The following is a 22,256-nucleotide window of genomic DNA, read 5'->3' on the forward strand; positions in this document are numbered from 1 at the left end:
CCTAACTACTTTGCTATGTCTTCCCAAGCCGATATTCTCTCCCCAAACGCTAAGGCCCACAGTGCGCAACGCGGCTCTACCAACGCCGCCGGCTTCACCGATTATTTTGACCTCGACGGCCTGTTGACCGAGGAGCACAAGCTCATTCGGCAAAGCATGCGCGACTTTGTGAAGAAGGAGATTTCGCCCAACATCGAACGGTGGGCGCAGGAAGCGCACTTCCCCTCGGAAATTGTGCGGAAGTTTGGCGAAGTGGGTGCTTTCGGCCCGACCATCCCGACGGAATACGGCGGGGGTGGCCTCGATTACATCAGCTACGGCCTGATTATGCAGGAAATCGAGCGCGGCGACTCCGGCATGCGCTCCACGGCCTCGGTGCAGGGCTCCTTGGTGATGTTCCCGATCTACCAATACGGTTCGGAGGAGCAGCGCCGCAAGTTTCTGCCCAAGCTAGCTTCCGGCGAGTGGCTCGGTTGCTTCGGCCTCACCGAGCCCGACCACGGCTCCAACCCCGGCGGCATGGTCACTAAGCTTGAAGACAAAGGCGACTACTACCTGCTAAACGGCGCCAAGCTCTGGATTTCGAACTCGCCCGAGTGCCAAGTAGCCGTGGTATGGGCCAAAAATGAGGAAGGTCGCATCAAAGGCGTCATCGTAGAGCGCGGCATGGAAGGCTTCACTACCCCCGAAATCCACAACAAGTGGAGCCTGCGCGCTAGCATTACCGGTGAGCTGGTGTTCGACAACGTGCGCATTCCCAAGGAGAACGTGCTGCCCAACGTAGAAGGCCTGCGTGGTCCGCTCTCCTGCCTCGACTCGGCCCGCTACGGCATTGCCTGGGGTGCCATCGGGGCCGCCATCGACTGCTATGAATCAGCTTTGAAATACAGCTTGCAGCGGGAACAGTTCGGGAAGCCCATTGCTAGCTATCAGCTTCAGCAGCGCAAGCTAGCCGAAATGATTACCGAAATCACAAAGGCCCAACTGATGGCCTGGCGCCTAGGTACCCTCAAAAATGAAGGCAAAGCCACCACTGCGCAAATCAGCATGGCTAAGCGCAACTCGGTAGCCATGGCACTAGAAATAGCTCGCGAAGCCCGTCAGATTCACGGCGGTATGGGCATCACCGGCGAGTATCCCATCATGCGCCACATGATGAACCTAGAGTCGGTAATCACCTATGAAGGCACGCACGATATTCATCTGTTGATAACTGGGGCGGATATTACGGGAATTCAGGCATTTAAGTAGTTAATTGTTCTACACGCAAGAGACGGTCATTCTGAGATGGATGGCCGTCTTTTGTGCTTATAGCCAAATAGCCAAACGCTGCCGTGAGAATAACTAAGCATAAAGTATGGCAGTGGAGCCTGAGCATAGCGTTTATTTTATCAGGGTTTTTTGCTAGCCTACTTGTGATAACTAATAATGAAAAAAGTACATATAAAGCCAAGGGAATCCAACAAGCTGTGTTAGTGCCAGATACAGCTGTATATTCCTTGATAAATTACATAGCAGATCACCCTGTAAAAACAGATAATGATTTAGGTTCGGAGGAGAAGTTCTTACCAGACGGAATTTTGTTAGATCGGAAATTCAGCTTATCAAAAAAGCAAGGCAACTCACAGCCATATCTGCAAGATGGTAGGTTACAGAAGTTGGTCGCCGAGAAGATCTTGAGTCCCACTGATGCTACTTTTATCAAGCAGCAGGCCGCTACAGATACTGTTTTCGTTTGGCAGAAAAACAGGTTGTCAATTAAAGTGCTTGTCTCAATGGATACCTTGGTTTCTTTAATGCAAGCGCTTGATCAGAAGCAAAGGACGTGGGATTTCTGGCCGAAATTACAAGCGCGTTATAAGAGTAAATATTTCAATAGTATCAGTTTGCCTTTATTCTCTGCCGATTACAATACGGCTATTATTGAAACGACTTTTATGTGCGGTGGTACATGTGGCGGAAGCGAAACTTTAGTGGTTCAGCGTAGGAATAATAAGTGGATAATCATCAAGCGTCTTAGAAATTGGGATGTGTAGTTATTAGGTAAGCAAGAAGCTAACGGTGCTTAGTTTCCATTACTTCCCCCAGCAATCCTATATTAGCCACCGATTTCTAACCTAGCTTTCTCAACGCGCTGTTATGGCTGCTACGCCTTCCGCTTCTTCGCCTTTGGTTTTGCTTGAATGTCTTATTGCCGGTACCTCTCACCGCGAAGGCTTGAAACCTTACGAGCCTAATTTGCAGATAGACCAAGCCTTAACCCTGAGCCGCGAAGCCGACAGCACCTACGACGACTGGGCCGTGCGCGTCTACACGGCTGATGCCGATGCCATGTGGCTAGGCTACCTACCTGAGGGCCGCAACGAAACCATTGCCCGCCTGCTCGATGCTGGGTTTAAGCTGGGTGGCCGCCTCACGCACAAAGCCTGGGAAGATGACTGGCTGTACCTGGAGATGGAAGTGCTGTTGCTGGGAGAGTAACCGCAACTTACGGTTGGCTCAAGCCATCTTTTCGAAGCAAATACCGCACGGTGGTGCCTTCCTGTAAGGTATTCACCAGCACCCAGCCTTGCGCGCCTAGCTCGTTGAGCTTTTTCACCTCCGCTTGGTAAACGTAGTTACGGAGGTAGCGTGCCCGGCGCATCGCAGTAGACGTTGAATCAACCCTGCCTTGCCTAAGAGCCGTGTTTAGATCTTGCCTAGAAACGCTTGCACTATAGAGCTTCGGCAGCTCTACCGTTTTAAAAGAGCCATTAGGTTCGATAAGCGTTAAGGAAGGTTTGGGCCCTGAGATAGGCTCGCTATCAAGCTCACGTACTAACATCAAGTATTGTGAAGTAGGTACTTTCTGAGCGTAGCTAGGTGCAACGCAAATAAGAAGAAACAAGCTGGTTACGGAAAGCAGCTTTGTCATAGAAGTAGAGAAGGTGAGGTAGAGAGAATATCAACTAAAACTGTAAATACCGCGCCCCTATTGCGGAGCGTGCGGCCACGCGAAGCTAGGCCAGGCGCCAAAAGCCACAGACGTATTCCAAGTATTGGAGCCCCTGGGTCTCATATTGGATAAGCAAAGGGCAATTGAGTGTATAGCTGAAGACGAAAAACAGTTGAAAATATTACCCTAGCTACTAAGTATAGTATTTAATATATATTTTATGCTGATGGCATATTGTGTGTTTCTGTCCACACCAGATCAACCCCTAGTTTTAACTCTATTATTTTACCTACTACAGTCTCTTATGTCGCTCTTCGCTTATTTGCTCCAACCCGCGGGTGGGACCCTTTCTTGCCCTGAAGCTGCACAGGCAGAAGCCGAAATTTTAGCCGCTCATTTTCGGCACTTACAGCGCCTGCAAGTTGGGCATCTGCTGAAGCTCGCCGGCGTCGGTGGGCAGGCTAATTTTGGTATGGTACTGTTCGAAGCAGAATCTTCGGCGATGGCGGAGGCCGTAATGAACGCCGATCCGCTAGTCAGCAGCGGCTGCATGACGGCCCAGTGCGTGCCATTCCAAATAGTATTGCAATCGATGAGTACGCAACTGCCGAACGCGGCTTAGAAAAGACGCATCGTAAGGTGGCGAGCCTAGCTTCTGCCTTCGATAAAATTCAGCTATACACCAGTAGCACGTACAAAGATAAAAACCGCATTAGCACCTAAGCTAATGCGGTTTTGTTTTTGGGGTGGCTAGGTTCAGCTCGTTGGTAGTAGCACCACTATCGACTAGAAGCAGGAAACTTACTCGTTTGTGGCTAGCAAGAGCAGCCGATAGGCTAGGTTGTTTTGAGTAGTAGTTTGTAAACGCCCGCTTGTATATTTACTAGAAGCTGCTTTCGTACCAATCCGCACTTTTGCCGTTTAGTGAAGTCTTTGCCGCTGCGAACCTACGTTTCCTGGACCGACGATGCCTTGCTTCAAGCGCTGGCCACCAACGACCGAACGGCTTTCGCGGAGCTATATGAGCGGTATTGGTACCGCGTGTTTGCCGTAGCGTACCGTAAGCTGAAATCGCGCGAAATAGCTGAGGAACTAGTGCAGGACCTGTTTGCTACGCTCTGGCACAAGCGCGCCGAGCAGGCCATTCAGCAACTCGAGTACTATCTGCTAGCTGCTATCAACCGGCGGGTTATTGGGTACTTGCGGGCGCACCAAGTACGGGCTGCCTACGCCGACTACTGTCGCCGCTCTCAGACGGAAGCCAGCCAAGAAACCGAGCACGACTTAGCTGCCTCCGATCTGTCGGAGGCATTTGCCAAGGCGTTGCTGCGCTTGCCCGAGCAATCGCGCGAAATTTTCCGTTTGAGCCGACTAGAGCATATTCCAGTCGCAGAAATTGCCCTGCGGCTCAATCTGTCGCCTAAGGCGGTGGAATATCACCTTACCAAGTCGCTGAAGCTGCTGCGCGTGTACCTGCGCGACTTCACGCTAATGGCTGTGCTCTTTCTGTTTGTGCGTTAAGAGCTACAGCTATCCGCTCGTCTCAGATTCTGCTTAAGCACACTTTCGGCTGTTAGGTTGAGCTGGCCGAAACATGATAGCGACAGGAGCGCGTTTCTAAAAATATTTTATTTGTTGCATAAAGTGTTGATGATCAATGTTTCGGTGTTTGTGAAGCTAGGTTTGGAAAAGAAAACTTGAAAAAAGTTTAGCGGGAGCTTAGGGGTTGATAGCCGTTGTGCGTCTTCCTCAATAGAAGCCTTTCTGTCTCCTGTATGATGACCCAAGCTGAATTTGAAGCCTTGCTCCAGCGCTACCTCGATGGCCGTAGTCGGCCGGGTGAGCGGCAATTGGTGGAGAAATGGAGCGAGCAGCTAGGGCAGGAAGAAAACCTGGTGCTCGACCGCAGCATGCACGAGGAAGTGCGCACGGCCATGTGGCAGCGCATCATGCAGCTTACCGCCGACGAAGAAATTGCTGAGCCTGTAGAGGAGATGCCTGTTATCGCACGGCCACTTTCCTTCTGGCAAGGTCAAGCAAGCCGCTGGGCTGCCGCGGCCGTGCTGGTGCTTAGCCTTGGGCTGGGTTGGTGGCTGCTCCAGCGCCATCAACAGAAAGCTGACCTAGCTTCCGTGAAGTGGGTGCGCCAAATCAATAAGCTGCAATACGAGCAGGATATCACGCTGCAAGATGGCAGCCACGTACTGCTATATCCGGGCAGCCGCCTGCAATACAAAGAAGGACTAGCTGGCACCCGCCGCGAGGTGTACCTCACGGGGCAGGCTTTTTTCAACGTGACCAAAAATCCCGCGCGGCCCTTCTTGGTGTACACTGATAAAGTCGTCACGACGGTGCTAGGTACCAGCTTCTTGGTAACGGCATACGCCAACAAAGAAGCGAAAGTAGCCGTGCGCGAAGGCAAAGTAGCTGTGCAACCGCGCCAGGGAGCTCAGCTAGATGCCACACCGGCGCAGCCCACATTCAAGGGTGTGGTGCTTCTGCCCAATCAGCAAGTAGTGTATTCTGCGGAGGGCAACCACCTCGATAAAGAGCTAGTTGCGAAGCCGGCGGCGCTTACCTCGCAACCGCTCGACTTCAAAAAACGGCCAGTAGCAGAAGTGCTAGCGGCGCTGGAAAAGGTGTACGGCGTCAACATTGTGTATGACCCCGCAAAGCTGCGCGAATGCACCATCACCATTGCCTTTGATAATGAACCCTTGTTCGAGCAGCTTGATATTCTTTGCAAAGCATTGAACGCGAGTTATAAACGAGCAGATGACGCACAAATAATCTTTGAGAGTACGGGCTGTAAGCAGTCCATTAAGTCTTAATGCTATTCTCCTGCGGTAGCTAGCTTTTGCGCCTCGCCGGCTTCCGCTTCCGCCCAACGGCACGCTAGCTTCTGCTAGAAAGTCAATCATACTTACCACGATAACGCGCTTTTACTGAGCGTGCTAGGTTCCTTTTGCTCTTCCCAAACCTGTTCTATTCCCACTGCAAACGATTTCGGCCTATGAACAACCGCGTACCTTCCTTCCGACGCTGGTACCCCGTCAGATTAGTTGCGTTGAGCTTAACGCTGGCTACTCCGCTAGCTTCCAGTGTAGCTGCACCTAGCCCGGTGCTCTCCCAGGTCTTGTTAGAGCAAAAAGTTTCGTTTAAGGCAGAGGCGCAAACGATTGAGTCGGTCCTCAACCAGCTTGAAAAGCAACTGAACGTGCGCTTCGTGTACAGCCCGTCGCTTATCGGCTCCGACCGCCGCGTGACGTTGCAGGTAGAAAACAAACCCCTCACGCAAGTATTAGATGAACTACTCGCCCCGCGCAAGATTCAGTATGAGGTACGCAACAACCGCATCATTCTAAGCCAACCTAGCTCTAGCTCGGGCAAATCGACGGCCGATGTGCCGGTATCGGGGAGGGTGGTAGATGCAAAAGGGGAGGGGCTGCCGGGCGTGACGGTGGTAGTAAAAGGCGCCGCCATAGGCACCGGCACTGGCCCCGACGGCAGCTTCACCCTCAACGTGCCGGAAAATAGCACGCTGGTTTTCAGCTTTGTAGGCTACACGCGCAAAGAAGTCCCGCTCACAGGCGCTACTAGCAACTTGAGCGTGACACTCGCGGAGGACACCAAAGCCCTGGGCGAAGTAGTAGTGGTCGGCTACGGCGTGCAGGAGAAAAAGCTGCTGGCTACGTCTATTTCGTCGGTGGCGGCCAAGGATGTGGAGCTGCTGCCCGTCGCTTCTCCGTCGGAGGCGTTGGTGGGCTTGGTGGCGGGCGCGCAAATCACGGAACCGTCGGGGGAGCCGGGTGCGGGTGCGGTGATTCGCATTCGGGGGCTAGGTTCTATTTCGGCAGGTAACAGTCCGCTGTACGTGGTGGATGGCTACCCGCTCAACAGCCCCGACAGCTACTACCAGATTCCGCCCGGTGATATTCAATCTATTCAAATTCTGAAGGATGCGGCGGCTTGCGCTATTTACGGCTCGCGCGGGGGCAACGGCATCGTTATCGTGACCACCAAGCGCGGACGCGACGACGGCAAAACGCGCTTCAACTTTACCGCCAACAGCGGCATTATCCAGGTAGCCAAGCGCATCGACTTGATGAACCGCGACGAATTCCTGGACTACCTGCGCGACTCGTTTTCGGCGACCAACCGGGCCGTACCGGCTAGCCTGCAAGCCGGCGCACCCGCCTTACCCGACACCGATTGGCAGGACGAGATTTTTCGTACCGGCGTGCAGCAGCAATACCAACTGTCGGCCAGCGGCGGCACCAACAACTCGCGCTTTTACATCTCGGGCGGTTACTTCAAGCAAACCGGCGTGGTGCGCAATACCGGCTTTGAGCGCTTTTCGTTGCGCGCCAACTACGACGCCCAGCTAAGCAAAAAGGTGAAGCTAGGTCTGAGCCTAGCCCCTAATTTCACTCGCACCGATGTGAAACCTATTTCGGGGAGCTACAACGGCGGCAACATCTCGGGTGGCGGTCCGGGCGGCGAAACGGCCATCATCACGTCGGCGCTTATTATGCCGCCCATTGTGCCAGTGCGCCTGCCCAACGGTGACTACGCCAACGTGCGCAACGGCGTGGGTGGTGCGCTGTCACAGCCGCTCGACCTCCTGAACCCCGTATCCACCATCGACTTGTATAAGGACCGGGCCAACGCCGTGCGCGGCCTAGGTACAGTCACGCTCGATTATGAGGTGGCGAAAGGACTAACGCTGCACACCAACTTCGGGGCGGAGCTGCTGAACACCCGCCGCGGTATTTACGTGCCGGCGACCCTAGGCACCGCCAGCAACCAGCTCGCCAACCTTTCGAACCCTACGCTGAACAACATCGATGCTCGGCAGCTAAACAGCACGAACCTGAACTGGGTGTGGGAAAATACGGCGACTTACAACCGCACTTTTGCCACGGACCACAGCGTGACGCTGCTGGCGGGCTACTCGGCTCAGCGCAACACCAACGAGGGCAGCACAGTGCTCGGCCAGACCGGCACCTACACCAACACCGACCTAGAGTACGTAACCGCCGCCGGCCAGATTTTCGGCCAGGCGTCGTACGCGGCCAACTCGCTGACATCGGTGTTCGGCCGCCTCGACTACGCTTTTAAGGAACGTTACATCCTGACGGCAGCCCTGCGCACCGACGGCTCCTCGCGCTTTGGTCCTGATAATCGGTTTGCCACGTTCCCGTCGTTGGCGCTGGCCTGGCGCGTGGGCGAGGAAAACTTTATTAAGTCTGTTCCGGCCATCAGTGAGCTGAAGCTGCGCGCTTCCTACGGTGTGACGGGCAACAACAACATCGGCGACTACAACTACCAGAGCTACCAGACGGCGACCAACTACGCATTCGGCGCTGGTACCGGCACCCGCGCCTACGGCTTCTCGCCCAACGGCGTGGCCATCCGCGACCTAGGGTGGGAAACCAACACGCAGTTTGACGCCGGCTTCGACCTAGGTTTGTTCCGCGACCGAGTGTACCTGACGGTGGCCGCTTACCAGCGCAACACCACCGACTTGCTGCTCAACCGCAACATTCCGGCGGTGCTCGGTTTCTCAACGCGGGCGTTGGCCAACGTGGGCGAAGTGCGCAACCGCGGCCTAGAAATTCAGCTGAACACGGCCAACATCGTGAAAGGCGACTTTACCTGGAGCACGGCGGCCAACTTCACCCTCAACCGCAACAAGGTGATAGCGCTGGCGGGCATCAACGAGCAAATCACCTTTGATGCCATATTTGGCTACACCAGCTCGATTCGGGTGGTGCCGGGGCAACCGCTGGGCGTGTTCTACGGCTACGAGCAGGCCGGCGTGTACCGCGACCAGAACGACGTGGACAACAGCCCCAAGTGGACGGCTAGCAACCTAGCCGTGCAGCCCGGCGACTTCAAGTTTGTCGATAAGAACGGCGACGGCCAGATCAACACGGCGGATATTGGTGTCATTGGCAATCCGTTTCCGAATTTCACCTACGGCTTGCAGAACACCTTCGGCTACAAAGCGTTGTCGCTGGGCGTGACGCTGCAAGGCTCCTTGGGCAACGACGTGCTCTACGGCGGCGACCGGTACACGTTCAACTTCCCCGGCCAAGTGAACGGCCGCACGGCAATGCTCGACCGGTGGCGCAACCCCGAAAACCCCGGCGACGGCAAAACGCCTCGCGCTACCACGGCTTCGTCGTTGCGCACGCAGTTCAACTCCTACTTCATCCAAGACGCTTCGTTCCTGCGCATCCGCAACATCACGTTGCGCTACAACCTGCCCGATAGCTGGTCTAAGAAAGTCGGCCTGCAAAGCGCCAACGTCTACGCCTCGGCTCAGAACGTGTACACTTTCACCAAGTACATCGGCTACAACCCCGAAGCGAACAACTACGGCAACTCGACCAACCCCACCTACGGGGTAGATCAGGGTTCCTACCCCATGAACCGCACCCTCACGCTGGGCGTCCAGGTTGGCTTCTAAACAGCGCATCAAAATTCCCTCTCCCTCCCATGACTTTCCACTACAAGAATATACTCGCCAGCATCAGCGTAGCGGCGCTGCTTGGCTTGGGTGCGCTGGGCACTACCTCGTGCAACAAAGAGTTCATCGACTTGAATGACCCGACGCGGGTGCCGACCACCGAAGGCTACAACGATTCGCTGAGCATCCTGACCGCCGTGACGGCCGCTTACTCTTCTTTGCAGGAACTCTACGGCAAGTCGTCGCCCAGCAACCGGGGCATTTTTCTGTACGCCGAAGTGACTTCCGACAACAGCTTCGCGCTGACTTCGGGCGAGCGGCTCAACGAGTTCAACGACTTCACCCTCGTCAGCGACAACACGCACCTACAAAGCCACTGGCTAGCCACCTACCGCGCCATTGCCCGCTGCAACATTGTGCTGAGCCGGGCCGGCGCCGTGAAGCTGACGGATGCCACACGCAACCGCCTCTACGCGGAAGCGCGCTTCATCCGGGCCCTGACGTACTTCAACGCTGTGCGCATTTGGGGCGATGTGCCGCTGGTGACCGGCGAAATTGCTTCCATCCCCGACGCCTACCAATTTGGGCGCGTACCGGCCGAGCAGGTGTACGCGCTGATTGAAGAGGACCTAGCTTTTGCCGAGAACAACCTGCCCGTCACGCAAACTGCGGCCAACCTAGGTCGGGCTACGAAAGGAGCCGCTACGGGCTTGCTCGGCAAGGTGTATCTCACGCAGAAGAAGTACCAGCAAGCCGCCGACAAGCTTCAGCCGCTCGTGACGGGTACCACCTATACGTTGCAAGCTAGCTACGCGAACATCTTCACGACTGCCAACGAGATGAACAGCGAGATTCTGTTTGCGGTGCGCTACAGTAAAGGCGGGCTCGGGATTGGCAGTCCGTTTACCAACTGGTTTCTACCCATTGCTGTGACGGCCATAAACGGCGGCTCTGGGAGCCCGCAGCAGTTCAACTCTGTTGATCCTGACTTGGTAGCGGCCTTTACCGCTAGTGGCAACACCGACGTGCGCGCCGCCGCTTCCTACGGAACCGGCACCGATAGTCAGAACCGGACGGTGTACTACACCAGAAAGTACATCGACACGCCCACCAGTTCCACCGACGCCGAAAACGACTGGATTGTGCTCCGCTATGCCGACGTGCTGCTCATGTATGCCGAAGCCATTAATGAGCGTGGTGGCCCCACTGCCCAGGCCCTCGACGCCGTGAACCGCGTGATTCGCCGCTCGCGCAACCTGCCCGTGGCTACCGCCAACGCCACCGTCGATCTGCCTACTTCGACCACTCAAGCCACCCTGCGCGACCGAATAGAGCTGGAGCGCCGCTTGGAGCTGAACATGGAAGGCCACCGCTGGTTCGACCTCGTGCGCACCGAGCGCAACGGTACGAACCGCGCTATCCAGGTAATGAACGCCTACTTCGCTCGCAACGCCTCCACTAATACCATCGACAACCACGACCTGTTGTTCCCGGTGCCGATTCAGGAAATCCAAACTAATCCTGTCCTGACGCAGAATCCGGGGTACTAAGTGCCGCTACACCTAGGTTCCGATTCGGAAATAAGGCTAGCATTGCGCTGTCTTACCACCACAACCTCTTTCATGAAAAACCAACTTTTACGGCGGGCGCTGCTGGCTGTGTTGCTTGTGCTAGGCTCGTTTGCTAATCAGCCGCTTCGGGCGCAATCCATCCTGATTCAAAATATGCCGGCGCGGAGTGTACTCAGCCTCGACGGCAACTGGAACTACATCATCGACCCCTACGAAAACGGCTTCTACGACTACCGCCGGGAGCCATTCGACCAGTCGAAATCGGGCAAAGGTGGCTACTACGATAACCAGAAACCTAGCTCCAAGGACGAGCCCGAGCTGATTGAGTACGACTTCGACCACTCAGCCACCCTGCAAGTGCCCGGCGACTGGAACTCGCAGGACCCCAAGCTGCTGTACTACGAAGGCACCATCTGGTACAAGAAGAGCTTCAACTTGACACCGAAAGCCGGCAAGCGCTACTTCCTGTACTTCGGCGCCATCAACTACGAGTCGCATATCTACTTGAACGGCAAAAAGCTAGGCATGCACAAGGGTGGCTTCACGCCGATTCAGTACGACATCACCGACCGCCTCAGCCCCAACGGAGACAACTTCGTGGTGGTGAAAGCCGACAACACCCGCCGCCAAGACGAAGTACCGACCATCAACACCGACTGGTGGAACTACGGCGGCATCACGCGCAATGCTTTCATTGCCGAAACGCCCGAGACCTACATCACTGATTACAAGGTGCAGCTGGCGAAGAGCGACTTAAACACGCTCACCGGATACGTGCAGCTCGGCGGCGCTAACAAAGCCGGCCAAACAGTGACGCTCGACATTGCCGAAGCCAAAGTTCGTCAGCAACTTAAGACGGATGCCGATGGGAAGGCTAGCTTCAGCTTCCCCGCGAAGAAGCTCACCTACTGGTCGCCGCAGAACCCCAAGCTGTACGCCGTAAGCCTGAGCAGCGGCAGCGACGCCGTGCAGGACCGCATCGGCTTCCGCACCATTCAAACCCGCGGCGCTGATGTGATGCTCAATGGCAAATCGACCTTTCTGCGTGGTATTTCCATTCATGATGAGAACCCGCTGATTCCGGGCCGGGCCCGCGGCGAAGGCGACTTGCGCATGCTGCTCACTTGGGCCAAGGAGCTAGGTTGCAACTTCGTGCGCCTAGCGCATTATCCGCACAATGAAACCATGCTAAAGCTAGCCGACGAGCTAGGGCTGATGGTGTGGGCCGAGGTGCCGGTGTACTGGACGATTTCGTGGCAAAACGCCGCCACCTACCAAAACGCCGAAACCCAGCTTTCTGACCTCATTTCGATGGGGAAAAACCGGGCGGGCATCGTGGTGTGGTCGGTGGGCAACGAAACGCCGCTGAGCGAGCCGCGCCTGAAGTTCATGAGCAGCCTGGCCAAGAAAGCCCGCGAGCTAGACGACACCCGCCTGATTTCGGCTGCCCTGGAGCTGCATCGCGAAGGTTCCAACGTCATCGTAGATGACCCGCTGGGCGAGTACCTCGACCTAACCAGCATCAACGAGTACGCGGGCTGGTATTGGGGCGGCAAGCCGAGCGAAATCACGAAGTACACCTTCAATATCAAGTACAACAAGCCGGTGTTTATCAGTGAGTTCGGTGGCGATGCGCTGGCCGGCTACCACGGTACGGCCGAAACACGCTGGAGCGAAGAGTACCAAGAGGCGCTCTACCAGAACCAGCTCAAAATGCTGAGCACCATCGGGAACCTACGCGGCATGACGCCCTGGATTCTCACGGATTTCCGCGCCACCCGCCGTCAGCACCCGGTGTACCAAAACGGCTTCAACCGCAAAGGCTTGATTTCAAGCTCGGGCCAGAAGAAAAAGGCCTTCTACGTGCTGCAAGAATACTACCGCCAGCAAGCGAAAAAGTACGACGGCAAGTAGCGCGGACGCTGTCGTCCGCGCGTGCGGATGCACCAGCCACAAGCGCGCGGACGACAGCGCACGCGCTACTTTAACCTTGACCACAAACCACGCTTAAAACCCCACCGCACATGAAAACACAACTTTTCTTGAGCATGCTCAGCCTAGGTCTGCTGACGTATTGCATTCCCAACCAGCAAACGGGTGAGGATAATCCTGGTCCCACAACGCCTGCCGTGACAGGCTTGAAGCAGCTCGCCCCGTTTCCGATGGGCGCGGCGGTGAACGTAAGTCTGTTGAAAAACCGATCCGCTTACGAGCAGACGGTAGCCACCGAGTACAACAGCCTGACCGGTGAAAACGCCATGAAGTTCGCCTCCCTTCACCCGAGCCAGACGACCTACACCTGGAGCGACGCCGACTATATCGTGACCTACGCCCAGCAGCACAACGCTAGGGTGCACGGCCACACGCTGATCTGGTACAAGTCGCTGCCGAGCTGGGTGACTAGTTTCCAAGGCGATTCGGCGGCGTGGGAAAACCTGATGAAGACGCACATTCAAACCGTCGTCGCGCACTTCAAAGGCAAAGTAGCCTCCTGGGACGTGGTGAACGAGGCCTTTGAGGACAATGGCACCCTGCGCAACAGCGTATGGCGCCAGCACCTAGGTGCCGATTTCATTGCCCGCGCCTTTCAGTATGCGCACGAGGCGGACCCCGCCGCTCTGCTCTTCTACAACGACTACGGTCACGAGTGGGGCCCCACCAAGCGCACCGCCATTCTGAACCTAGTGAACGGCCTGAAAAACCGCGGCATCCCGATCCACGGCATCGGCTTGCAGATGCACACCAACATCAACCGCGCCGATACGAACCTAGCTACGGCCATCAGCACGGCCGGCCAAACGGGGCTGAAAGTGCACATTGCCGAACTGGATATTGCCCTAAACCCGGATAAAACGGCTGGCCTCACCTTCACGCCGGCGCTGGCTGCTGCGCAGAAAGCAAAGTACAAAGCCATTGTACAAGCCTTCAAAGCCTTACCTGCCGCCCAGCGCTTCGGTATCACTACCTGGAACGTAGGCGACGCCGACACCTGGATCCGCGGCTTTTGCAGCTGCTCCGACTGGCCTTTGCCCTTCGACGACAACTATCAGCGCAAGCCCGCCTACGACGGCATCGTGGAGGCCTTGCAGTAATACTTCCAGTGCATTGACACAGATATAAAGCACGCCATGCTGAGCTTGTCGAAGCATCTCGCTTCCTGACTTCTGCTGCGGAGCGAGCGAGATGCTTCGACAAGCTCAGCATGACGTGCCTTTTTGCTTTCTAACTTCTACTCGAATGCCTTTGCCTTCTTCTAAACGCCTATTCTTTTCTTTCTTGCTACTCTCGGTCAGCGCCTCTGCTTTCGCGCAACAGCAACCTAGCTCTGCGGCCATCGAGCAAAAGGTAACGACCTTGCTGCAGCAAATGACGCTGGAAGAAAAGGTAGGGCAGCTGAACCAGTACTCCGGCCGCGAGCTGACTGGGCCGGCGAGCAACCGTAAGAACGATCTGCTCAACAGCATTCGGAGCGGGCAAGTGGGTTCTATGTTGAACGTGAAGGGCGTGAAGGATACGCGTGACATCCAGGCGGAAGCCTTGAAGTCGCGCTTGAAGATTCCGCTGCTGTTCAGTCTCGATGTTATTCACGGCTACAAAACGGTTTTTCCAGTGCCGCTGGCCGAAGCCGCTAGCTGGGACATGGCTGCTATTCGGCTCAGCGCGCACGTAGCGGCCAAGGAAGCCGCCGCCTCGGGCATCCACTGGACGTTTGCGCCAATGGTGGATGTGGGCCGCGACCCGCGCTGGGGCCGCGTGATGGAAGGAGCAGGGGAGGATACCTACCTAGGTTCGCAAATTGCCAAAGCTAGGGTGCTCGGTTTTCAGGGCGAGAAGCTAGGGGGGACGGATGCGGTACTAGCCTGCGCCAAGCACTTCGCAGCCTACGGCGCCGCCATTGCCGGCCGCGACTACAACGCAGTCGACCTAAGCCCACAGCAGCTTTGGGAAACGTACCTGCCGCCCTTCAAAGCCGCTGTAGAAGCCGGCGCGGCCACCTTCATGAACTCGTTTAACACCCTGAATGGCATCCCCGCCACGGGTAATAGCTACTTGCAGCGCGACATTCTGAAAGGCCAGTGGCAGTTCTCGGGCTTCGTGGTGTCTGACTGGGGCTCGATCGGGGAGATGGTACCGTGGGGATACGCCCAAAACCCAGCTGACGCCGCGCAAAAAGCCATTACCGCCGGCAGCGACATGGACATGGAAAGCGACGCGTATCATCAGAATTTAGCGCAGAGCGTGAAAGCGAGCAAGGTAGAAGTAGCTCAAGTAGACGACGCCGTACGCCGCATTCTGCGCAAGAAGTTTGAGCTAGGCCTGTTCGACGACCCCTACAAGTTTTCGGACCTTAAGCGCGAGCAGAAGGTGCTGAACGACCCACAGAACCGCGTGGCCGCCCGGCAGATGGCGCAGAAGTCGATGGTGCTGCTAAAGAATGAAAAGAACGCGCTGCCTCTCAGCAAGCAGCTACGCAAAATTGCCCTCATTGGTCCGCTAGCGCAATCGAAGCGCGACCTAGATGGCGGTTGGACGGTGCTGGCCGACACCACCGAAATCGTCTCCATCTACGAAGGCTTGACCAAGCGGGCCGGTACAAACACGCAAGTAAGCTACGTAAAAGGCTGCGCCGTGACCGGCGACTCGCGCCAGGGCTTTGTCGCGGCCGTGGAAGCCGCCAAGCAAGCCGACGTGGTGGTGCTGACTGTGGGCGAAACATGGGAGATGACCGGCGAGGCGAAGTCGAGGACCGATATTCATCTGCCGGGCGTGCAGGAAGAGCTGTTCAAAGCCCTGAAGGCAACTGGCAAGCCTGTGGTGGTAGTGGTGCTAGCGGGCCGGCCACTGATTTTCAACACCATTGCCGATTCGGCCGATGCTATTCTGTACGCGTGGTGGCCCGGCTCAGAAGGCGGCAATGCCCTGGCCAACGTGCTCTACGGCGACTATAACCCCGCCGGTAAGCTGCCCGCGTCGTTTCCACGCGCGGTGGGCCAAATTCCGATTCCGTACACCCAATACAGTACCGGCCGCCCCGTCACCAAACCCGGCCAGATTAAGTATAAGTCGGCTTACATCGATGAGCTGAACACGCCGCGCTACGCCTTCGGCTACGGGCTGAGCTACACTACCTTTCGCTACGCCGACCTGAAAATTAGCCGCCCAACGATGACAGCCGCTGAGTCTATTCAGGTACAATTCACGCTGACGAATACCGGCAAAGCGGCGGGTGAGGAAGTGGTGCAGCTTTACCTACGCGACCTAGTGGCATCCGTTGTGCGCCCACTGAAAGAGCTGAAAGACTTCCAGAAAGTGATGCTGAAGCCTGGCGAAAGCAAAATCATCACCTTCACCATCAGTAAGGAGAAGCTAGCTTTCTACAACCAGCAACTAGCGTGGGTGGCCGAACCCGGCGACTTCAATCTGATGATCGGCAGCACCTCCGATGATATTCGGCTGGAAGGCAAGTTTGCGCTGGTACCTTAAGCGGCATAGCCCGGACTATAAAGTTCAGACGGTTGGCAGGAACGCCAAAATCTGATAACAACCTAAACGCTCAGGCTAGGGTAAGTAGAGACCTAGCCTAACGTGCAGGTTTTGCCAGCTTATTCCGCAGAAAACACGCTAGGTGCTTTCGTGATTGTTGTTTCCTAATCAGCTTTGTTATGTCACTCAATTTTGATGATTACCAGCGCGACGCTAATAATTGGTTGAAGACAGTAGCCCGGCACCTCGTAATGGAGCGTGAGCCGGCTGGACGTATTTTTCGGGCTGTACTGCACGCCTTGCGCGACCGAATCCCGGCCGAAGAAGCGGTGCACCTAGGTTCGCAACTGCCCATTATCTGGAAGGGCATTTACTTCGACGGGTTCAAGATCCGGCCTGTGCCCATCAACATCCGCACGCGGCAAGAGTGGCTGGATTTCATCCGCACCTATGACAACCGCGCAAACGTGGTTGATTTCCCCTCCGACGACGAAGCGCAAAAGTCCTTCTCAGCCGTGATGCACGCCTTGCAGGAGCTGCTAACCGAAGGACAATATAACCAGCTGCACCACATGCTCCACGACTCCATTAAAGAGTTAATCGAGCCGCAGGGAGTGTAGGATTTGCTGCCGCCTAGCTTTGGTAAGCATGCTAAAAGCTAGGCGGCAACGAGTATCACCGCAATTCATCGAACGCGTACTGGGCATTGCTCCAAAATTCATCCAGCGCGATCATACGTGGTTTGAAAAAAGAAATCAACTGCGGCCAGTCGTCGCGGCTGAATAAGTTGACGGGCTCTAGGGCTTTGTAGATACGAGCCAGGGGCTGACCATTAGCGTCTGTGGCCTCTGGCTCCCACTGCCAATTTTCGCCCAGACTTTCGTGTAGCATACTCCTTAGAGCCACAAACTGCTCGAAGAACAACGCCCGGATGTCCGCGTCAGGGTGGGTCAGCTCGATGCCGATGGTCGCACGCCGGCCATCAGCCTGCATCCGAAAATACACGTGTTTGAGGCCAGTCTTATAATTGATCCAGTTGGTCGGCATGCCTTCCGCCGATGGTACCGGGGCCATGTACTGCCCAAACGTCGTCCAGAACGCTTGGCGCAACTGCGAAACCTCCGCTTTGCTATACATACTGATGAAGGGTTGCGTTGGCTAACCTAGCGTTTCGGCTAGCTCCGTTATTTCCTGCCGCGCAGTTTGCACCGCTGGCTCTTGCCCAAACTCCTTTTCTACCCACCGCGTGAAGCCTACAATTAGCGTGACTACCGCTTGCCGGCTGCTGCCATCTGACGAGGAAGCGGAAGGGGCCTGCGTAGTGGGAAAAGCGGCTTCCATGCCAAGCGTGCCGAGCACATCAGACACGAAAGCTAGTGCGCAAACGTGCATGGCTTGGTAGAGCAATACCAGTTCAGGCAGCGTTAGCGGTAGGCGCTCGGTAGGCTGCACAGCAGCAAGGCGCGTGGTCAGGGCATCAGCCTCATCGGCGGGCAAGGCAGTGAGGCGCGGCAGCGCTTGTAAGAACGGGTGGCTCGATTGCGTGTGTCGCAACTCATGTACCAGCAGCAACGCCAAGCGAAGCAGTTGCAAGTGCCCATCATCGAAACCTAGGCTGACTACCGCTGGGAGCTGTGGGCGGAGCGAATCAGCATGTTGCTCGAACACAGTGCGCAACTGCTGTGCCCGCCGGTGCAGAGGCGCCAAGGCTGCTGCCCCACTCGGGCCGACCAGATGTTGCTCAAGAGCCTGCCGTAGCTGCTGACCGAGGGCTTGGCAATACTCCAGCAACGTGCGCAGCTGTACCTCGTCGATCTGCATTTGGTGCTGCACAAAAGCTAGCACCGGCGTAGCTAGGGGGCTTTCGAGGCAGAGCTGCCCTACCACAACAAAATCGAACAGGCGCAGTGGGCGCTCGATGAGCAGGCGCTGCAAGGCCGGCGTCGAGTCAATGGCGTTAAGCTCCTGAACAGCGGCAGCGTCCAGACCGGTAAGCGCCGTTACGTGCTGGGCTACCACATCGGTCGGATGGCTGAACAAATGCGTGCAAGCCATGCCAAGTAGCGACATGCACGGTGCTAGGTGCGAATAAGCGTCGGCAGGAAGCTGCTGGAGAGAAGCTTCTGGGTTGTTAGCGGAAAACATGGCCGCAAAGGTCGGAAATCAAGTTGCAAAGAGCGAGCACAGCCTTAAATGTTGTGTACTTAGCTTGCATATGATATCTGAAGCGAATGAGAAACTTGAATGCATTACTACAGTTAGCAACACAGGTTCTTCGCTTTGCTGCGAATACTATATGAACTATTAGTAACTGGTCTATGCTAATTTTGTTAGCAAATAACGGATAAGGTGACTTTGAGCGGATAATTTTGCTAAAAAAACGGAGCTTTTTCCTAAGCAAAAGCGTTACCTTTATCCAACGTCCTATCTGAATATAGACTCATGCGCGAACCTTTTCTGACTGGCGGCGACGACCATATGAATCCCTCCGAAAAGGAGATTGACAAGGCGCTCCGCCCGCTAAGCTTCGATGACTTTGCGGGTCAGGCCAAAATTGTAGACAACCTGAAGGTGTTCGTAGCGGCAGCCAAGCAGCGCGGCGATGCCCTCGACCACGTTCTACTGCACGGGCCTCCCGGCCTCGGCAAAACCACGCTTTCACATATTATTGCCAACGAGCTAGGTGCTGGCATTAAGATGACCAGCGGCCCGGTACTGGATAAGCCTTCTGACCTAGCTGGCTTGCTCACCAACCTCGATCCGCACGACGTACTGTTCATCGACGAGATTCACCGCCTGAACCCCGTGGTGGAAGAATACTTGTACTCGGCCATGGAGGACTATCGCATCGACATCATGCTCGACTCGGGTCCGAATGCGCGCTCAGTGCAGATTAACCTGAGCCCTTTCACGCTTATTGGCGCTACCACACGCTCCGGCTTGCTGACCTCGCCATTGCGGGCGCGCTTCGGCATCAATGCACGCTTGGAGTACTACGATTCGAAACTGCTCACTGACATTGTGCAGCGTTCGTCGGAAATCCTAGGCACGCCGATTTACGAAGATGCCGCCTTTGAAATCGCACGCCGCTCGCGGGGCACACCGCGTATCGCCAACAACCTGCTGCGCCGCACCCGTGACTTTGCCCAGATTCGGGGCACCGGCACCATCACGGTTGATATTGCGCAGTTTGCCCTGAACGCCCTCGACGTCGACCACCACGGCCTCGACGACATGGACAAACGCATCCTGACCACCATCATAGACAAGTTCAAAGGTGGTCCGGTGGGTATCAGTACCATTGCCACGGCTTGCGGCGAAGAAGCCGAAACCATTGAGGAAGTGTACGAGCCGTTCCTGATTCAGGAGGGCTACCTTAAGCGTACTTCCCGCGGCCGTGAGGCGACGGAAGCCGCTTATCAGCACCTAGGTAAGACGATGCCCCAGCACCTGCGTGGCAACACGGCCACCGGCGAGCTGTTTAGCTAGGTTTTCGAATTTACAGCCGATTATGCAAGCGGCGTCAAGCAGAATTATCTGCTTGACGCCGCTTTGTTTTTCGAATAACCATTCTGACTATTAGTAAGTTAAAAGCTAGGTTTTTAATAATGTCTGCTTTAAATTGAATAGAACAATGCTACCAAACAGCGCGCAGAAAGTAGCGCTATGCTACTAATGGTAGCGCAAACACGAATGTTACAAATAAGAGACCCTATTTTAAAAGAAGAATTATGAGTACTCACGTTAACAAAACACAAAAAAGCAAGAGCCAACCGGCGGCACATGCTGTTTCGCAGAGAAAAAGTGGTGACAGGACTACTGCTCATCTTGTGAATAACCGTCCTGAAGCAATCGTGCAAAGGAAACTGCAAGAGATAACCAATAGCAGGCGGCAAACTATGCAGTTGAAAAATGAGCAGAAGGTAGTTGCCAAAGGTGCTCAGCCTAAAGGGACAATTCAGCGCGTGCTGACAGCAAATGAGTTGCAAGAATGGGCTTCCGTTCCAGAGGCAGAATATGATTGGATGGATGATGCCGAGAAGGAGCAAATGGGAAGATATAAGTCAACCAGAGCTGATCAGGCAGAACAGAATAGAAAGTGGACGGCAGCTTTGAACTCACGCGTACGAGGAACCAGGTGTGTTTCCTGGGACTTCGGCGGGAAAAACTACCATGTTAATCTAGCGTTAGGAGAATACCACATTACTGAGGAGGCATCGCCCAAGATTCATTATTTCTTCAGCGGATTTGGAGAAGATATAATGGATAAGACAAGCGGGAATAAGGGTAAAGACGATAGACTTTTTTCTGCGCTGCCAAGTGACGTCCAACTCTTCATAAAGAGCAATTTTGCCGCACTTCTGCTTTAAATGCTCACCTAAAAAAACAAGCGTCATGCGCACGAGTGCGCTAGCTGCAGGCGGTAGTACCTAGGCCGGAAAAGCCAGCAATTGCTAGCAATAGTTGGAACGCTCTGCCACCGGCGGAGCGTTCGGGCTTTTCAGACGTACTTTGTGCGCGTCTAGCCATGCAATTACAATGCTTCCTACTGCTCATTATACTGCCTTCATCAAGCGCCGGGCGGCGGAGCTAGGCTTCATGTACTGCGGCATCTCGAAGGCGGAGTTCTTGGAAGAAGAAGCGCCTCGCCTCGAAAACTGGCTCAACCAGAACATGCACGGCAAGATGGCCTACATGGCCAACCACTTCGACAAGCGCCTCGACCCGCGCCTGTTGGTGGAAGGAGCTAGGTCGGTAATTTCGTTGCTGCTCAACTATTATCCGCCGGAAGAAAGCCAGCAGCCCGACGACACCTTGAAGATCAGTAAGTACGCCTACGGCAAGGATTACCACTTCGTCATCAAAGACAAGCTAAAAACGTTGCTAGCTGATATGCAGGCGGAAATAGGGGAGGTAGGCGGCCGCGTGTTTGTCGATTCGGCGCCGGTGATGGATAAGGTATGGGCCAAGAAAAGCGGCCTAGGTTGGGTAGGAAAAAACTCCAACCTCATCCGACCCGGCACCGGTAGCTTCTTCTTTATTGCCGAGTTAATTGTAGACGTAGATCTAGAGTACGATGGTCCCATTAAAGACTACTGTGGCACTTGCACCAAGTGTATGGATGCTTGCCCCACCGATGCCATTTCGGCACCCTACGTGGTCGACGGCAGCAAGTGCATTAGTTACTTCACCATCGAGCTAAAGGACCAAATTCCGAGAGAAGTAGATGGTAAGTTAGGAAACTGGGTCTTCGGCTGCGACATCTGCCAAGATGTATGCCCCTGGAACCGCTTTGCCAAAGCGCACCAAGAGCCGCAATTTAATCCGCACCCAGAACTGAAAAACCTAGGTCGCGCCGACTGGGAGGAAATCACACACGAGCTGTTCTCGGAGCTATTCCGGCAATCAGCGGTGAAGCGGACGGGTTATGCCGGGCTTACGCGCAATATTCAGTTTGTAACGGAAGGTGCGCCGCTCGCGCAACCTCCCGACCTATAAAGACCCTTTACGAACAACGGCCACCACATTCGTGGCGGCCGTTGTTCGTAAAGGGTCTGGAAATAAAAGCTACGCTAATTGGGTAAACACTCGGTTTAGAATACGTCGGTAGCTTTTAGCAAATTGTTCGTAGCACCATGCTTTGAACTGGAAAAGTTCGTCGGGAACAAGCTGGCGCAAAGCTTTGCGTAACTCTTTCTCAAAGAGTATCTTATCAAAGCTTACTTTTACAAGGATGGTCTTCGCATACTCCAACATCTCAGCAATCTGTTTTCAAGGTGGGTGGGAAAAA

General features: G+C 55.2%; 19 protein-coding genes. 15 read left to right on the forward strand and 4 right to left on the reverse strand.

The genetic code is table 11. The annotated features are described in order from the left end of the window. The first annotated feature begins 15 nt into the window (after window positions 1-15). The 3 genes from BXP70_RS04545 to BXP70_RS04555 all read left to right on the forward strand — a co-directional run bounded on the left by BXP70_RS04545 (window position 16) and on the right by BXP70_RS04555 (window position 2,481). Window positions 16-1,251 carry an acyl-CoA dehydrogenase family protein gene (locus BXP70_RS04545; protein WP_245849502.1) on the forward strand — a complete coding sequence of 412 codons (1,236 nt, stop codon included), beginning with the start codon at window positions 16-18 and terminating at the stop codon, window positions 1,249-1,251. 83 nt (window positions 1,252-1,334) lie between these two features. Beyond that, window positions 1,335-2,036: a hypothetical protein gene (locus tag BXP70_RS04550; protein ID WP_086592839.1), complete on the forward strand. Its 702-nt coding sequence runs from the start codon at window positions 1,335-1,337 to the stop codon at window positions 2,034-2,036. Between the two features lie 103 nt (window positions 2,037-2,139). Continuing rightward, window positions 2,140-2,481: an HIRAN domain-containing protein gene (locus tag BXP70_RS04555; RefSeq protein WP_086592840.1), complete on the forward strand. Its 342-nt coding sequence runs from the start codon at window positions 2,140-2,142 to the stop codon at window positions 2,479-2,481. 7 nt (window positions 2,482-2,488) lie between these two features. Here the strand turns inward: BXP70_RS04555 and BXP70_RS29835 are convergent, their stop codons facing one another. Then, a complete protein-coding gene (locus tag BXP70_RS29835) occupies window positions 2,489-2,644 on the reverse strand; it encodes a hypothetical protein (RefSeq protein WP_179197586.1) in 156 nt (51 codons plus the stop codon). Between the two features lie 595 nt (window positions 2,645-3,239). Between BXP70_RS29835 and BXP70_RS04560 the strand changes: the two genes are divergently transcribed. The 9 genes from BXP70_RS04560 (at window position 3,240) to BXP70_RS04600 (ending at window position 17,085) form a co-directional block, all read left to right on the forward strand. Beyond that, window positions 3,240-3,557: a YciI family protein gene (locus BXP70_RS04560; RefSeq protein ID WP_179197587.1), complete on the forward strand. Its 318-nt coding sequence runs from the start codon at window positions 3,240-3,242 to the stop codon at window positions 3,555-3,557. A gap of 302 nt (window positions 3,558-3,859) precedes the next feature. Beyond that, window positions 3,860-4,456 carry an RNA polymerase sigma-70 factor gene (locus BXP70_RS04565; protein ID WP_179197588.1) on the forward strand — a complete coding sequence of 199 codons (597 nt, stop codon included), beginning with the start codon at window positions 3,860-3,862 and terminating at the stop codon, window positions 4,454-4,456. 254 nt (window positions 4,457-4,710) lie between these two features. Continuing rightward, on the forward strand, window positions 4,711-5,766 hold the full coding sequence (locus BXP70_RS04570; protein ID WP_086592843.1) for a FecR family protein: 1,056 nt from the start codon (window positions 4,711-4,713) through the stop codon (window positions 5,764-5,766). A gap of 182 nt (window positions 5,767-5,948) precedes the next feature. Beyond that, window positions 5,949-9,410, forward strand: a complete 3,462-nt coding sequence (locus tag BXP70_RS04575; protein ID WP_086592844.1) for a TonB-dependent receptor — start codon at window positions 5,949-5,951, stop codon at window positions 9,408-9,410. A 29-nt stretch (window positions 9,411-9,439) separates the two neighbouring features. Beyond that, window positions 9,440-10,960: a RagB/SusD family nutrient uptake outer membrane protein gene (locus BXP70_RS04580; protein ID WP_086592845.1), complete on the forward strand. Its 1,521-nt coding sequence runs from the start codon at window positions 9,440-9,442 to the stop codon at window positions 10,958-10,960. A gap of 72 nt (window positions 10,961-11,032) precedes the next feature. Beyond that, on the forward strand, window positions 11,033-12,895 hold the full coding sequence (locus BXP70_RS04585) for a glycoside hydrolase family 2 protein (RefSeq protein ID WP_086592846.1): 1,863 nt from the start codon (window positions 11,033-11,035) through the stop codon (window positions 12,893-12,895). A 110-nt stretch (window positions 12,896-13,005) separates the two neighbouring features. After that, a complete protein-coding gene (locus BXP70_RS04590; protein WP_086592847.1) occupies window positions 13,006-14,073 on the forward strand; it encodes an endo-1,4-beta-xylanase in 1,068 nt (355 codons plus the stop codon). Between the two features lie 145 nt (window positions 14,074-14,218). Beyond that, entirely contained in the window at window positions 14,219-16,465 is a 2,247-nt protein-coding gene (gene bglX, locus BXP70_RS04595; RefSeq protein WP_086592848.1) for a beta-glucosidase BglX, read from the forward strand. A 179-nt stretch (window positions 16,466-16,644) separates the two neighbouring features. Further along, window positions 16,645-17,085: a DUF2267 domain-containing protein gene (locus BXP70_RS04600; protein ID WP_086592849.1), complete on the forward strand. Its 441-nt coding sequence runs from the start codon at window positions 16,645-16,647 to the stop codon at window positions 17,083-17,085. Between the two features lie 55 nt (window positions 17,086-17,140). On the opposite strand, the gene BXP70_RS04605 is transcribed toward BXP70_RS04600, so the two are convergent. Together BXP70_RS04605 and BXP70_RS04610 are read right to left on the reverse strand one after the other, a co-directional pair. Beyond that, window positions 17,141-17,602: a DUF4268 domain-containing protein gene (locus tag BXP70_RS04605; protein ID WP_086592850.1), complete on the reverse strand. Its 462-nt coding sequence runs from the start codon at window positions 17,600-17,602 to the stop codon at window positions 17,141-17,143. A 21-nt stretch (window positions 17,603-17,623) separates the two neighbouring features. After that, on the reverse strand, window positions 17,624-18,610 hold the full coding sequence (locus BXP70_RS04610) for a hypothetical protein (RefSeq protein ID WP_086592851.1): 987 nt from the start codon (window positions 18,608-18,610) through the stop codon (window positions 17,624-17,626). Between the two features lie 297 nt (window positions 18,611-18,907). Between BXP70_RS04610 and ruvB the strand changes: the two genes are divergently transcribed. From ruvB to queG, 3 genes are all read left to right on the forward strand, one after another. Then, window positions 18,908-19,954: a Holliday junction branch migration DNA helicase RuvB gene (ruvB, locus tag BXP70_RS04615; RefSeq protein ID WP_086592852.1), complete on the forward strand. Its 1,047-nt coding sequence runs from the start codon at window positions 18,908-18,910 to the stop codon at window positions 19,952-19,954. A 242-nt stretch (window positions 19,955-20,196) separates the two neighbouring features. Further along, window positions 20,197-20,835 (forward strand): hypothetical protein, encoded by a 639-nt coding sequence (locus BXP70_RS04620; protein ID WP_086592853.1) that lies wholly within the window; start codon window positions 20,197-20,199, stop codon window positions 20,833-20,835. Window positions 20,836-21,004: 169 nt separating this feature from the next. Then, window positions 21,005-21,964, forward strand: a complete 960-nt coding sequence (gene queG, locus BXP70_RS04625) for a tRNA epoxyqueuosine(34) reductase QueG (protein ID WP_086592854.1) — start codon at window positions 21,005-21,007, stop codon at window positions 21,962-21,964. A gap of 69 nt (window positions 21,965-22,033) precedes the next feature. Here queG and BXP70_RS30510 read toward each other — a convergent pair whose 3' ends face one another. Continuing rightward, window positions 22,034-22,222 (reverse strand): hypothetical protein, encoded by a 189-nt coding sequence (locus BXP70_RS30510; RefSeq protein ID WP_086592855.1) that lies wholly within the window; start codon window positions 22,220-22,222, stop codon window positions 22,034-22,036. Between the last annotated feature and the right edge of the window lie 34 nt (window positions 22,223-22,256).

Source organism: Hymenobacter crusticola (genome assembly GCF_002154225.1).
In the GTDB taxonomy this organism is placed as follows: Bacteria; Bacteroidota; Bacteroidia; order Cytophagales; family Hymenobacteraceae; genus Hymenobacter; species Hymenobacter crusticola.

Bases quoted from the DNA above. Each gene is read 5' to 3' on its own strand.
- bglX (WP_086592848.1), top strand. From the start codon at position 14,219: ATGCCTTTGCCTTCTTCTAAACGCCTATTCTTTTCTTTCTTGCTACTC.
- BXP70_RS30510 (WP_086592855.1), bottom strand. From the start codon at position 22,222: ATGTTGGAGTATGCGAAGACCATCCTTGTAAAAGTAAGCTTTGATAAG.
- BXP70_RS04600 (WP_086592849.1), top strand. From the start codon at position 16,645: ATGTCACTCAATTTTGATGATTACCAGCGCGACGCTAATAATTGGTTG.
- ruvB (WP_086592852.1), top strand. From the start codon at position 18,908: ATGCGCGAACCTTTTCTGACTGGCGGCGACGACCATATGAATCCCTCC.
- BXP70_RS04545 (WP_245849502.1), top strand. From the start codon at position 16: ATGTCTTCCCAAGCCGATATTCTCTCCCCAAACGCTAAGGCCCACAGT.
- BXP70_RS04575 (WP_086592844.1), top strand. From the start codon at position 5,949: ATGAACAACCGCGTACCTTCCTTCCGACGCTGGTACCCCGTCAGATTA.
- BXP70_RS29835 (WP_179197586.1), bottom strand. From the start codon at position 2,644: ATGCGCCGGGCACGCTACCTCCGTAACTACGTTTACCAAGCGGAGGTG.
- BXP70_RS04570 (WP_086592843.1), top strand. From the start codon at position 4,711: ATGATGACCCAAGCTGAATTTGAAGCCTTGCTCCAGCGCTACCTCGAT.
- BXP70_RS04620 (WP_086592853.1), top strand. From the start codon at position 20,197: ATGAGTACTCACGTTAACAAAACACAAAAAAGCAAGAGCCAACCGGCG.
- BXP70_RS04555 (WP_086592840.1), top strand. From the start codon at position 2,140: ATGGCTGCTACGCCTTCCGCTTCTTCGCCTTTGGTTTTGCTTGAATGT.
- BXP70_RS04590 (WP_086592847.1), top strand. From the start codon at position 13,006: ATGAAAACACAACTTTTCTTGAGCATGCTCAGCCTAGGTCTGCTGACG.
- BXP70_RS04605 (WP_086592850.1), bottom strand. From the start codon at position 17,602: ATGTATAGCAAAGCGGAGGTTTCGCAGTTGCGCCAAGCGTTCTGGACG.
- queG (WP_086592854.1), top strand. From the start codon at position 21,005: ATGCTTCCTACTGCTCATTATACTGCCTTCATCAAGCGCCGGGCGGCG.
- BXP70_RS04585 (WP_086592846.1), top strand. From the start codon at position 11,033: ATGAAAAACCAACTTTTACGGCGGGCGCTGCTGGCTGTGTTGCTTGTG.
- BXP70_RS04580 (WP_086592845.1), top strand. From the start codon at position 9,440: ATGACTTTCCACTACAAGAATATACTCGCCAGCATCAGCGTAGCGGCG.
- BXP70_RS04560 (WP_179197587.1), top strand. From the start codon at position 3,240: ATGTCGCTCTTCGCTTATTTGCTCCAACCCGCGGGTGGGACCCTTTCT.
- BXP70_RS04610 (WP_086592851.1), bottom strand. From the start codon at position 18,610: ATGTTTTCCGCTAACAACCCAGAAGCTTCTCTCCAGCAGCTTCCTGCC.